Annotated in this window: 10 protein-coding genes; 5 read left to right on the top strand and 5 right to left on the bottom strand. The window is 63.5% G+C overall.

Annotated features, from left to right (window positions below; genetic code table 11):
- Nucleotides 1–7: 7 nt before the first annotated feature.
- A complete protein-coding gene (locus LK440_RS14320; protein WP_005018287.1) occupies nt 8–775 on the bottom strand; it encodes a class I SAM-dependent methyltransferase in 768 nt (255 codons plus the stop codon).
- An 84-nt stretch (nt 776–859) separates the two neighbouring features.
- Here LK440_RS14320 and LK440_RS14315 point away from each other — a divergent pair, with 84 nt between their 5' ends.
- Nucleotides 860–1,684, top strand: a complete 825-nt coding sequence (locus LK440_RS14315) for a helix-turn-helix transcriptional regulator (protein ID WP_005018288.1) — start codon at nt 860–862, stop codon at nt 1,682–1,684.
- Here the strand turns inward: LK440_RS14315 and mutY are convergent.
- Entirely contained in the window at nt 1,681–2,769 is a 1,089-nt protein-coding gene (gene mutY, locus LK440_RS14310; protein ID WP_005018289.1) for an A/G-specific adenine glycosylase, read from the bottom strand. The genes LK440_RS14315 and mutY overlap by 4 nt on opposite strands.
- A gap of 153 nt (nt 2,770–2,922) precedes the next feature.
- Between mutY and LK440_RS14305 the strand changes: the two genes are divergently transcribed.
- Nucleotides 2,923–6,519: an indolepyruvate ferredoxin oxidoreductase family protein gene (locus tag LK440_RS14305; protein WP_005018291.1), complete on the top strand. Its 3,597-nt coding sequence runs from the start codon at nt 2,923–2,925 to the stop codon at nt 6,517–6,519.
- Nucleotides 6,520–6,685: 166 nt separating this feature from the next.
- On the opposite strand, the gene cheD is transcribed toward LK440_RS14305, so the two are convergent.
- The 3 genes from cheD to LK440_RS14290 all read right to left on the bottom strand — a co-directional run bounded on the left by cheD (nt 6,686) and on the right by LK440_RS14290 (nt 9,131).
- Nucleotides 6,686–7,360 carry a chemoreceptor glutamine deamidase CheD gene (cheD, locus tag LK440_RS14300; RefSeq protein ID WP_005018293.1) on the bottom strand — a complete coding sequence of 225 codons (675 nt, stop codon included), beginning with the start codon at nt 7,358–7,360 and terminating at the stop codon, nt 6,686–6,688.
- Nucleotides 7,361–7,554: 194 nt separating this feature from the next.
- Nucleotides 7,555–8,463: a cell division protein FtsX gene (locus tag LK440_RS14295; protein WP_005018296.1), complete on the bottom strand. Its 909-nt coding sequence runs from the start codon at nt 8,461–8,463 to the stop codon at nt 7,555–7,557.
- Nucleotides 8,460–9,131, bottom strand: coding sequence for a cell division ATP-binding protein FtsE (locus LK440_RS14290; protein ID WP_005018298.1), 672 nt, complete (start codon nt 9,129–9,131; stop codon nt 8,460–8,462). The genes LK440_RS14295 and LK440_RS14290 overlap by 4 nt, the downstream gene beginning before the upstream one ends.
- A gap of 254 nt (nt 9,132–9,385) precedes the next feature.
- On the opposite strand from LK440_RS14290, the gene LK440_RS14285 reads away from it, so the two are divergent.
- The 3 genes from LK440_RS14285 (at nt 9,386) to LK440_RS14275 (ending at nt 12,801) form a co-directional block, all read left to right on the top strand.
- Nucleotides 9,386–10,402 carry an amino acid ABC transporter substrate-binding protein gene (locus LK440_RS14285; protein WP_005018300.1) on the top strand — a complete coding sequence of 339 codons (1,017 nt, stop codon included), beginning with the start codon at nt 9,386–9,388 and terminating at the stop codon, nt 10,400–10,402.
- 106 nt (nt 10,403–10,508) lie between these two features.
- Nucleotides 10,509–11,699, top strand: coding sequence for an amino acid ABC transporter permease (locus LK440_RS14280; protein WP_005018302.1), 1,191 nt, complete (start codon nt 10,509–10,511; stop codon nt 11,697–11,699).
- Nucleotide 11,700: 1 nt separating this feature from the next.
- Nucleotides 11,701–12,801, top strand: a complete 1,101-nt coding sequence (locus LK440_RS14275; RefSeq protein WP_005018304.1) for an amino acid ABC transporter permease — start codon at nt 11,701–11,703, stop codon at nt 12,799–12,801.
- Nucleotides 12,802–12,820: the final 19 nt, after the last annotated feature.

The raw sequence follows: 12,820 nt of genomic DNA, 5'->3' as shown, positions 1-12,820 counted from the left end.
CGTGGCCTCAGGGCTTGTAGACCACGATGACGGCGTTGTCGCTCGTAAAGGAGCCATCGTCCTGGATCTCGAAGTGTGTCTTCACCGGCTGGGGCGCTATGGCGCCCAGGTCGCGCAGTGCGCGCATCAGCACCTCCGGAGTGCGCATGCGCGCCACCCAGGACGCAAACTCAAGCGGCAGGCGGCGCAAGGTCATGCCTTGCAGCACGAAGCCGGCATCGGTCAGCAGCGTGATCCATTCGGCCTGGGAGTAGTCGCGCACATGCGAGGTGTCGCGCAGCACTTCGATGGTTTGCAGCCAGGTGTCGAGCAGCGCCTGGCCGGGGGAAACCACATCGGTGAAGACCGCGATGCCGCCCGGCTTGAGCACCCGGCGCGCCTCGCGCAGGCCGAGGCCAGGATCTTCCCAATGATGCGTCGAGTAGCGGCTCATCACCAGGTCAAATTCGCCATCGTCAAAAGGCAGGCGCTCGGCCTTTCCCTGACAGGTGCCCAGGTTGGCCAGGCCGCGTTTGGCCGCTTCGGCCGCCACCACATCGAGCATGGCCTGTGACAGGTCATAGGCCACCACCGAGGCCACCAGGGGCGCTACGTTGAAGCTGACGTGCCCGCCACCACAGCCCAGATCCAGCACCCTGGCCTGTGGGTGAGCTGCGGCGATGCCGGCTATCTGCTTGAGATCTTCGCCCTGGGCGTGGACGGCGCTGGTCAGGTAGGCCGAAGCCTGCGGACTGAATTGGCGTTGGACGGCAGCGTCGTGGCTGGGTGCGGTCATGGTGTTTCCTTGCTGCGGGGGTGGAGGATGCGGGCTAAGATAGGCAATCGACAGTACCCGTACAAGACCATAGATCATCCTGGTATGAATAGTGCCACCCCGGGCTCATCCCTGCGCCGACAGAATCTGGGCGAATTCGTGCGTAGTGCCCGCTCACGCATCACCCCGCAAATGGCCGGCCTGCCGGCCGGATCGCGCCGCCGCACGCCAGGCTTGCGCCGCGAAGAGGTGGCGCAGCTTTCCGACATCAGCGTGACCTGGTATACGTGGATCGAGCAGGGCCGGGAAGTGTCGGTGTCACCGGCCGTGTGGTCGCGCATCGCCAACGTGCTGCAGCTGGCGCGCGCCGAGCGGGCTTATCTGTTCGAGTTGGCCGAGTGCGCCGATCCCCAGCATCCCCGCGATGAGCCTGCCGGGGCGGCGGGTCTGCTGTTGCAAGGCTGTGTGGACGCCGTCATGGCGCCAGCCTACGTGCTCGACCGCGCATGGCGTGTCCTGGCCAGCAACGTTGCCATGCGCGAGTTATTCGATCATTGGCCCGCGCGTGACCCCGAGCCCAACCTGCTGCACTACATCTTTCTGGATCCGGCGGCGCGTTCGCTGGTCGTGGATTGGGAGCAGCGCGCCAGACGGGTGGTGGCCGAGTTTCGCGCCGACGCCGGCGCGCATCTCGATGAACCGGACGTGCGTGGCCTGATCGATGAGCTCGAACGCTCCAGCGCAGTGTTTGCGCACTGGTGGACGCGCCATGCCGTGGTGGATCGCGAGGGAGGGCTGCGTGACTTCAATCATCCGGCGCGCGGCTTGCTGCGCTATCAGCAAGTCACCTTCCGCCTGGCGACCCATCCCGAACTCAAACTGGTGATGTTGCTGCGCGACACAGAGAACGACCCAGCCACACCGGCCTAGCGATCCAGGATCGAGGGTTGCAGCGGCAGCGTGCCGGGCAGCCCGGCTTCGGCCAGCCCGAGCAACAGCTTTTTGATGGGAGCCGGCAGCGCGATGGCGTTGAGCTCGTTTGACGGCACCCAGCGTTCGGGCAGCGTCCCGGCACGCAGGCCAGCCGGGGCGGCCGTCACGTACCAGGGACGAACGTGCAGCCGGTAATGCGAGAACGTATGCGCGAAGGCGGCCAGTTCGTAATGGGTTTGCGGCTCCAGGCCGAGCGCGCGGCAGGCCAGCCTGGCGTCGCCGCCGGCGTCGAACTCCGGCAGGCTCCACAGCCCTCCCCATATTCCTGGCGACGGCCGCTGCTGCAGAAATATTGCGCCGTCATGCTCTAGCACCAGCATGGCGGTTTGCCGCTCGGGCACGGCTCGGCGTGTCTTGGGGGTGGGGAGCTCCTGCTGGCGCCCGTCGCGGCGCGCGATACAGGATGCAGCAACCGGGCAGCGGTCGCAGGCAGGCTTGCCGCGTGTGCACAGTGTCGCGCCCAGGTCCATCAATCCTTGTGTGTAGGCCGTCATGTCCAGGCCGGGCACAGCGCTGACGAGGTCTTCAGCCAGGCGCCATAGCCTCTGCTCAAGCTCGCGTTTGGACGGATCGCCCTCGATACCGAAATGGCGCGTGAAGACGCGCTTGACGTTGCCGTCCATGATGGGCGAGCGCTCGCCATAAGCAAAGGCGGCAATGGCCGCCGCAGTGGACCGCCCGATGCCGGGCAGCGTGGCGATGGTCTGCGCATCTGGCGGGAAGCGGCCCGCCCAGCGCGCCACGATGTCCTGCGCACAACGATGCAGATTTCGTGCTCGGGCGTAATACCCCAGGCCAGCCCAATACGGCATCACGTCTTCCTGGCTGGCGGCGGCCAGCGCCGCGACGTCGGGGAATCGGCCGAGAAAGCGTTCGAAATAAGGGATGACCGTGGCGACCTGGGTTTGCTGCAGCATGATCTCTGACAGCCAGATGCGGTAGGGATCCCGGGTGTTCTGCCAAGGCAGGCGGTGGCGGCCGTGGCGGGCCTGCCAGTCGGCGATGAGAGCGGCGAATTCCATGGGGGGATTATCGCATTGCCCTATTGCGGGGACGGTTGGGGACGAGTACTAAGGGAGAAAACAAAAGGCGTAAGCGCCCGACGCAGCGGTCCGTGTGCCCCATAAGGGCTGTTTCGAGCGCTAGTGTCGGCAATCCTCACCAACGGAGTAGACATGAATGCCCCTCTCACGCCGGCGCAGCGCGCCGCGCTACAGTCCGTGCATCTGGACGACAAATACACCCTGCAAACCGGCCGTGCCTGGATGAGCGGCATCCATGCCCTCGTGCGCCTGCCCATGATGCAGCGCGAGCGAGACGTCCGCGCCGGCCTGAACACCGCGGGCTTCATTTCAGGCTATCGCGGTTCGCCCCTGGGTGGTGTGGACCAGAACATGTGGAAGGCCGCCAAGTACCTGAAAGAGCATCACATCGAATTCCAGCCGGGTATCAACGAGGATCTGGCCGCAACCGCAGTGTGGGGCTCGCAACAGGTGAATCTGTTTCCCGGCGCCAAGTACGACGGCGTATTCGGCATGTGGTACGGCAAGGGGCCGGGTGTGGACCGCTGTGGCGACGTGTTCAAGCACGCCAACGCTGCAGGCACCTCGCGCCATGGTGGGGTACTGGTGGTAGCCGGTGACGACCATCCTGCCAAGTCGTCGACCCTGCCGCATCAAAGCGATCACATCCTCAAGGCGTGCATGATCCCCGCGCTGTTTCCGTCCAGCGTCCAGGAGGTGCTGGATTTCGGGTTGCATGGCTGGGCCATGAGCCGCTATGCCGGGGTGTGGGTGGGTTTGAAAACCATCACGGACATTGTCGAAGTCTCCGCCTCGGTGGATATCGACAGCGACCGGGTGAGCATCGTGTTGCCGCAGGACTTCATCCTCCCGCCAGACGGCCTGAATATCCGTCTGCCTGACACGCCGTTGCAACAGGAAGCGCGGCTGCTCGACTACAAGCTCTACGCCGCGCTGGCCTATGCGCGCGCCAATAAACTCAATCGCGAACTCTGGAGCGTGCCGCAGGACCGCGCACGTTTTGGCATCATCACCTCGGGCAAGGCTTATCTGGATACACGGCAGGCCTTGTCGGATCTCGGTCTGTCAGAGCAAGCCTGTCAGCGCATCGGCCTGCGGCTGTTCAAGGTAGGCATGGTGTGGCCACTGGAGGCCACCGGGGTGCAGCAGTTTGCCGAGGGTCTGGATGAGATCCTGGTGGTGGAAGAAAAGCGCCAGGTCATCGAGTATCAGTTGAAGGAAGAGTTGTTTTCCTGGATCGGCACGGGCAAGAAAATCCCGCGCGTGGTCGGCAAGTTCGACGACAAGGACGGCGGCGAATGGTCGGTGCCGCAGGGGAATTGGCTCCTGCCGGCTCACTATGAGTTCTCACCGGCCATGGTGGCCAAGGCCATAGGCGCGCGCCTGCTGCGCCTGGAGTTGCCCGAAGACGTACGCGCTGGCATCCAGGCGCGACTGGCCTTCATCGAGGAGCGCGAGACGGCGCTGTCCAAACCGCGTCTGGTGGTCGATCGTAAACCGTGGTTCTGCTCAGGCTGCCCCCACAATACGTCGACCCGCCTGCCGGAGGGATCGCGCGGGCTGGCGGGTATCGGTTGCCATTACATGGTGACCTGGATGGGCCGCAATACCCAGGTCTTTACGCAGATGGGCGGCGAGGGCGTGCCATGGTTGGGGCAGGCGCCGTTTACCGAAGAAAAACACGTCTTCGCCAATCTGGGCGATGGCACGTATTTCCATTCAGGCTTGCTGGCCATACGGGCGGCGGTGGCCGCCAAGGCACCCATCACCTACAAAATTCTCTTCAACGACGCGGTGGCCATGACCGGGGGGCAGCCTGTCGACGGTCCCATCAGTGTGCCCATGATCACGCAGCAGATGGCGGCCGAGGGCATTCAGAGAATCATCATCGTCACCGATGAGCCGGAAAAGTATCAGGGCGTCACCGGACTGGCGCCGGGCGTGCCGGTCAAGCATCGTGATGAACTCGATGGCGTCATGCGCGAACTGCGCGAGTACCCGGATGTTTCCGTTCTCATTTACGACCAGACCTGCGCCACCGAAAAGCGGCGCCGCCGCAAGCGCAATGCTTATCCCGATCCCGCGCGTCGCGTAGTCATCAACGAGCGTGTGTGCGAAGGGTGCGGAGATTGTTCCGAGAAGTCGCATTGCTTGTCGGTCGAGCCGCTGGAGACCGAGTTCGGTCGCAAGCGGACCATCAACCAGTCCAGCTGCAACAAGGATTTCTCCTGTCTCAAAGGGTTCTGCCCGAGCTTCGTGACCGTCGAGGGCGGCAAGCTGCGCAAGCCTCGCGCGCTGGCCTCCGAAGGGGATATCGCGGCGGGCGTGCCCGAACCGCGCCCGGCCAGCATCGAGGGCCATTACGGCGTGTTCATTGCCGGTGTCGGCGGCACTGGCGTTGTCACCATTGGGCAGTTGATCGGCATGGCGGCCCATCTGGAAGGCAAGGGCTGCTCGGTGCTGGACATGGCGGGCCTGGCCCAAAAGGGCGGCGCCGTCTATTCCCACGTGGTGCTGGCTCCCACGCCGGGCGAGTTGATGAACACCCGCGTGGCCATGGGCGAGGCGGATCTGGTGCTGGCCGGCGACCTGGTGGTGGGAACCAGCCAGGAAGCGGTTGCGCGCATGCGTCCGGACCGCACGCGCGCGCTTGTCAATACTGATGTCGCTCCCACTGCGGCCTTTGTCCACAATCCCGACTGGACCTTGCCGGGCTCCGATCTCCAGGGCGACCTGTCCCGGGTTTGCGCCACCGTCTCCCAGATCGATGCCGCGGCATTGGCCGTCGGATTGCTGGGCGACGCCATCTATGCCAATCCGCTCATGATGGGCTATGCCTATCAAAAGGGCTGGCTGCCCCTGGGCGAAGAAGCGTTGTTGCGAGCCATCGAGCTCAACGGGCAGCAGGTACCCAACAACCTGGCGGCATTTGCGTGGGGCCGCCGCGCGGCAGCCGATCTGGCCGCGGTGCAGGCGCTTATCGGCCTGGCTGCGGCCAAGCCGCAGGCCGAGATCGTTGAGGTGCGGCGTGGCGACAACGCCGTAGTGGACTTCAAGCGCCCGGCAAACGAGCTGGCGCAGCGGGTTCAAGTCCGGCGCGATTTTCTGACGGCGTATCAGAACGCTGCCTACGCCAAGCGTTATACCGACCTGGTTGATCAGGTCGCGCAAGCCGAACGAACGGCCACGGGCACCACGCGCCTGGCCGAGGCAGTGGCCCACAACTATTTCAAACTCATGGCGTACAAGGATGAGTATGAGGTGGCCCGGCTGTATAGCGACGGCGAATTTCTCAAGAAAGTTGCCGCGCAGTTCGAAGGGGATTGGAAGCTAAAGTTCTACCTGGCTGCGCCACTGACGGCCAAGCGGGATGAGCAGGGGCATTTGCAGAAACGGGCCTACGGCCCCGGCATGTTGCGGGTTTTCGCGCTGCTGGCGCGCCTGCGTTTCCTGCGGGGCACGGCTCTGGATGTCTTTGGCCATAGTGCAGAGCGCCGTGCCGAACGCGAGCTGATCCGCGAGTATGCCCAGCACATGACGGCGGTAATGGGCAAACTGAATCGCGGTAACCTGGAGCAGGCCGTGGCGCTGGCCAGCCTGCCGCAGGAGATTCGCGGTTACGGTCATGTCAAGGAGGCCGCGATGGCCCGCGCCGCGCACAAGCGCGAGCTGTTGCTGCGTGAGTTCAGCGCGGCCGTGTTGCCTCTGGGAGGCGCGCGCGCGGCCTGAGCCGGGCCCGGCCCTGATGCCATGTCAGGTGCCGGGCTCTTCTTGCCCGAACAAGCTTTTTACTGGGCCTGTTACCGCACGAATATGCGTGCGCTATTCGCGCGGGCATGTCGTCGAGCGCAAACCGCGTTGGACGACTAACCCAGCACCCTGGCTCCCGATTCCGCTACGCCTGCCCGACCGGGCGCCGCGGCATATTGAACAGTTCGACCTTCATTTTGGGCCGGTCGAAGCGTTCGACACGCGGGGCTGAGCGCGCCTTGTCCCGGGCGGACTGAGCGGCCAGGTGTTCGCGGTGGGCAATGATTTCTTCGGCGCGCGCATGATGCGCGGGCATTTTGCGCACCAGCACCCGCCCTTCGCGCGGGAAGTAGTGGATGCGGCGCGCATGAATGTCGCCCAGATCCTGGGCGAGTACCGGGATCGCCTCGGTCTTGAGGTATTGCAGAACGAAACGCCCATTGCGCTCACCGATGTTCATCTGCTGCATGGCGCTGAGGACGGCGCCGCCGCCGAAGACTTTGGCCTGCAATCGTTCGCGGGCGGCGCCGGCCTTGAGCAGTTCGTTGATGAGCACCTCCATGGCGAACGCACCGTAGCGCATGGTGGCCGAGGCGGGCGATTGGGCATCGCCTTCGGGCAACATGAAGTGATTCATGCCGCCCACGCCGGTGACCGGATCGCGCAGGCAGGCCGCCACGCAGGAGCCCAGCACGGTGGACAGCATGATGTCCTCGCCGGCTGTGACGAAGTACTCGTTGGGTAGAACTTTGACGGCATGGCTGCCGAAGGTGCTGTCGTAGTAGTGGCGGGAGGCGCGGGCGTCGAGGCGGGCTGTCATAGGGCAGACTCAGCGGGTTCGGACCGCAAAACGGGGCCAGGTTTCAAATTGTTATCGTCGTTCGCAATATTCTGCCGTACAAGCATGACCTTTGTCTTGCACTGGATGGCGTGGTGCGTCCGGGCCACAAAGCGAAGCGCCCGTTCAGGCACTGTAGTGCCGAACGGGCGCGGGCTTTTCGGGGATCAAGAAGCTTAAAAGCGGGTACTGCGCGTGACTGACCAGCGCGCCGAGAGCGCACCCAGCACGCCGGCGGCGATGACGGCGGCCGCCAGAGCAGGCACCTCTGGCAGATGCAGCGCAAACTCGGTGCTGTAACTACGGGCCAGGCGCAGCACGGCCTGGTTCAGCGGCACCAATGCGGCCGCAGCCGCGGCGATGGCCAACAGGGCGGCCAGTGCGCCGGACAAGGCGCCCTGGTAGAGAAAGGGCCGCCGGACGAAGGATTCGGTGGCGCCAACCAAGCGCGCCACGGCGATCTCCTCGCGTTGGGTCAGGGCCTGCATGCGCACGGTGTTAAAGACGGTGGCCAGCACGACCACGGCTACGCAGATCGCCAGAAACCCCAGTCCCAGACTGGCGAACCGCAGAATGGCCTCCAGGCGTTGGACCCAGGCGCTGTCGAGCTGTACCTGATCGACGTATTGCCATTTGCGCCAACCGTCGGCCAGCACACCCGCGCGCTGAGCCAGGTCGTCGCCGCCGGCCAGTGTGACCACCACGGCGTCCGGCAGGGGATTTTCAGGCAGAACGGCCAGCGCGCCTGACCAGGCAGGATTCTGGCGCAGTGTCTTCAACGCCTGATCGCGCGGCATCAGCCGCACCGCGGCAATCTGGTCGCCGAACTCCCGGCCGATACGCTCGGTAATGGCGGCGGCCGTGCCGGCGGGGGCCGTTGGTTGCACGTAGAGGGTGAGCTCGGGCGTGACGGAAATCTGGCGCGCCAGCGGCTGGACGGAGACCAGCACGGCGCTGCCCAGCAGGGGCAGGGCCAGCACCAGCGCCATGACCAGCAGGTTGGCCAGCCAGGAGAAAGGTTGAGCCCCCAGGCGTTTCAAGGTGATGGCCAGAGCGTAACGGTGCTGCCGCAACCAGGCCTTCATGCGGCCTCTCCTTGGGAGTCGTGAAATTTGCCGTGATCAATGCGCAGTGTGCGCCGCGTGTAACGTGCCATGAGCTGTTGGTCGTGGGAAGCGATCAGCGTGGTGACCCCTACCCGGTTGAAGTCACGGAACACATTCATGATGCGCTGGGCGTTGTCGTCATCCAGATTGGCAGTGGGCTCGTCCGCAATCAGGATGGCCGGACGGTTGACGATGGCGCGGGCGATGGCCAGACGCTGTTGCTCGCCGCCGGATAGCTCGATGGGGTTGAGGTCTTCCTTGCCGGCCAGACCGACTTTGTCCAGGGCGGCCCGCGCCCGGCCCGCGGCGGCGTCGGACGCCTGGCCTATCACCGACAGGGGCAACATGACGTTGGCCAGCGCGCTGCGGTCATAGAGCAAATGCGTATCCTGCAGGATGACGCTGACGGCCCGGCGTAAGTAGGGACGCGCGCGGCTGGAGAGTTTGTCCAGGCGTTGGCCATGGACCTGTATCGAGCCGCGGCTGGGCGGTTCCAGGCCGGCGATCAGCTTGAGCAGGGTGGATTTGCCGGCGCCCGACGGGCCCGAAACAAAGACGAATTCCCCCGCGTCCACGCGGAAGTTGATGTCGGCCAGAATGTTCCGGCCGCGACCATAGGATTTGAATACGTGCTGGAATTCGATCATGGCGAGCAGGCAGAAGAAGCTGCAATAGTAACTCCGCCCTATCTTACCATGCCAGGATGGAAGACGCGTTGCGGTCAGTGGCCAGAGGCGGGCTCCGGCAAGGGTTGCGGATCCGTGGTTTGTGTCCCTTAAATAAGGAAAATACGGAAAGGGATTTCCCCCATGTCCCCAAATTTAACCAACCTTTACCATCCGCCAAAGCACGTTGGCCCACCAGGCTGGCGCTTCGATGTCATCCTTACACGGAGATCACCATGAAAGCACTGAAATTTGCCGCACTGGGTGCTGCATTGCTGGCCGCGAGTTCGGCCGCGCACGCCGGCACAACCTTCGACAACGTGAAAAAGAAGGGTTATGTCCAGTGCGGCGTGTCTACCGGTATTCCTGGTTTTTCGATCGCAGACAGCAAGGGCGAATGGAAAGGTATCGACGTCGATCTGTGTCGCGCCATCGCCGCGACCATGTTTGGCGATGCGACGAAGTTCAAGGTCACTCCCCTGAACACTCAGCAACGCTTCACCGCGCTGCAGTCGGGTGAAATCGATGCGCTGACCCGCAATACGACCGTCACCCAGACGCGCGACACCACCCTGGGCCTGATTGGCGTGGGCGTGAACTACTACGACAGCCAGGGCGTCATGGTGTCGAAGGATCTTGGCGTCAAGAGCGCCAAGGAGCTGGGCGGCGCCACTATCTGCGTGCAGCCGGGAACCACCACCGAACTGAATCTGGCCGACTGGTTCCGCGCCAACAAGATCGAATTCAAGCCCGTGGTCATCGACAAGTACGATGAAATCGTGCGCGCCTTCTCGGCCGGCCGTTGCGACGCCTTCACGACCGACAAGTCGCAACTCGCCTCGACCCGCACGACGCTCGAGAATCCGGAAAAGTACATCATCCTGCCGGAAGATTTCTCCAAGGAACCGCTGGGCCCCATGGTGCGCCAGGGCGATGAGCAGTGGTTCAACGTCGTGCGCTGGGCGCTCAACGCCATGCTGGAGGCCGAAGAATACGGCATCACCTCCAAGAACGTCGACGAGCAGCTCAAGAGCTCCAACCCCAACGTGCAGCGCATCCTGGGCGTGACCCCGGGCATGGGCAAGAACCTGGGTGTGGATGACAAATGGGCCTACAACGTCATCAAGCAAGTGGGCAACTATGGCGAAAGCTTCGAGTCCACCTTGGGCAAGAACGGTCCCATGAAGCTGGATCGTGGCCTCAATGCTTCCTACAAGCAGGGCGGCCTGATGTACGGCTGGCCGGTGCGCTAAGCGCAGGCATCACGGCCGGGTGCAGCGCACCCGGCCGAGCCCGTGCGGAGCGGGTAGCTACGGGCGGCATGACGCCGCCTTGAATCCGTTATTGGCAGAAGCATCTATGGCGACAACCCAGAAAAACGCCCCGGCCCAGGCGCCGCGACGTCGGATCAGCTGGAATGACCCCGGCTTTCGTGCCGTGATTTACCAGGTGGTTGCAGTGGGGCTGGTGGCGCTGACGGTCTGGTTCCTGGTGTCGAACACCTTGCATAACCTGGCTGTACGCAACATATCCACCGGCTTTGGATTTCTCAATCGTGAAGCAGGTTTCGCGATAGGCGAAACACTCATCTCCTATTCCCCCTCGGATACCTACGGCCGCGCCATTCTGGTGGGGCTGCTCAATACGCTGCGCGTGGCCGTGCTTGGCATCGTGTTGGCCACCATCCTGGGTACATTGATCGGGATCGGCCGGTTATCCAAGAACTGGCTGGTCGCGCGCTTGACGTCGGTGTATGTCGAGGTCATGCGCAATGTGCCGCTGCTGCTGCAGCTTTTCTTCTGGTATGCACTGATCACCGAAAACATGCCGGGGCCGCGTCAGGCGCACAACCCGTTGCCTGGGGTTTTCGTGTCCAACCGTGGCGTCAAAGTGCCCGAAGCGGTCGGCGCCTCGCTGGACTGGATTCTGCTTGGGCTGGGCCTGGCCATCATCGCCACGTTGGTGCTGGGACATTGGGCCAAGAAGCGCCAACATGAAACCGGACGGGTGTTTCCGCTGGGCCGTGTGGCGGTGGCGCTGCTGATTGCTTGCCCGCTGGTGGGGTGGATCGTCAGCGGCATGCAGTTGTCGCTGTCGCTGCCGGAACTCAAAGGATTCAATTTCCAGGGCGGCCTGACTCTGACTCCCGAGTTTGCCGCACTGTTGGCCGGTCTGGTTATCTACACCTCGGCATTCATCGCCGAAGTGGTGCGTTCCGGTATCCAGGCCGTCAGCAGCGGTCAATGGGAGGCGGCCAGCTCGCTGGGTTTGCGCCGCTCGCAGGTACTGCGTTTGGTCGTGCTGCCGCAGGCGCTGCGCGTGATCATCCCGCCCATGACCAGCCAGTACCTCAATCTCACCAAAAACAGTTCGCTGGCCGTTGCGATCGGCTATCCGGACATCGTGTCGGTGGTCAACACCACGCTGAACCAGACCGGGCAGGCCATCGAGGGCATCCTCATCATCATGGCTGCCTATCTGACGGTCAGCCTGTCGATCTCCATCTTCATGAACTGGTACAACAAGCGCATCGCGCTGGTGGAGCGTTGATATGAGCAGCACTACGCAAACCCCGCGCTCCGACTTGCCGCCGCCGTCCCACCACGTCGGCCCCTGGGCCTGGATGAAGACGCGTCTTTTCTCCTCGCCGCTATCCATTCTGGCCACGGTGCTGCTGGCCTGGCTGCTGATCATGGCGGTGCCCGCGCTGGTGGAGTGGGCGTTCATCAAAGCCGACTTCACGGCCAGTTCGGCGCAGGAGTGCCGTGCCTCGGGCGGCGCCTGCTGGGCGTTTATCGTCGAGAAGCACCGGCTCATCCTGTTTGGTACGTATCCCTACGATGAACAGTGGCGGCCGCTGATCGCCAGCCTCATCCTGATCGCGGTCATCATCATCAGTGGCATGCGCCGCTTCTGGAGGCCGGCGCTGGCGTTGGTGTGGATCGTCGGCCTGACCCTGGTCGCCGTGCTCATGTGGGGCGGTGTCCTGGGCCTGACTTACGTTGAGAACAGCCGCTGGGGCGGCCTGCCGCTGACCTTGATACTGTCGACCTTCGGTATCGCTTTCGCATTTCCGATCGGCGTGCTGCTGGCGTTGGGGCGTCGTTCCCATATGCCGGCCATCAAGACCCTCTGCGTGGTCTACATCGAGCTCATCCGTGGCGTGCCGCTCATCAGCCTGCTGTTCATGTCGTCGGTGATGCTGCCGCTGTTTCTGCCCGAAGGCTTTTCGATAGACAAGCTGCTGCGCGCGCAGATCGCCATCATCATGTTTGCGGCGGCGTATATCGCCGAGACGGTGCGGGGCGGTCTGCAGGCCATTCCCAAAGGGCAATACGAGGGAGCGAATTCGCTTGGCCTGTCGTACTGGCAGAAGATGCGCAAGATCATCCTGCCGCAGGCCTTGAAGATCGTCATTCCGCCCCTGGTCAGCATCTTCATCGCGCTGTTCAAGGACACTTCGCTGGTGGTGATCATCGGTATCTTCGATCTGACCCTGGCGGCCAAGGCGGCGTTGTCGGATGCGGCCTGGCGGGGTTTCAGCGTGGAAGCCTATATTTTTATTTCGCTGATCTACTTCGTCTTCTGCTTCTCGATGTCCAAATACAGCCAGCGGCTGGAGCGCCGCCTGGCGACCGGTCATCAACGATAGAAACGCGCCGGCCAACCTC

It is taken from the genome of Bordetella holmesii, assembly GCF_020735985.1.
In the GTDB taxonomy this organism is placed as follows: domain Bacteria; phylum Pseudomonadota; class Gammaproteobacteria; order Burkholderiales; family Burkholderiaceae_B; genus Bordetella; species Bordetella holmesii.
Note: the sequence above shows the minus strand (reverse complement) of the source record. Positions and strands in the feature narration are given on the sequence as shown.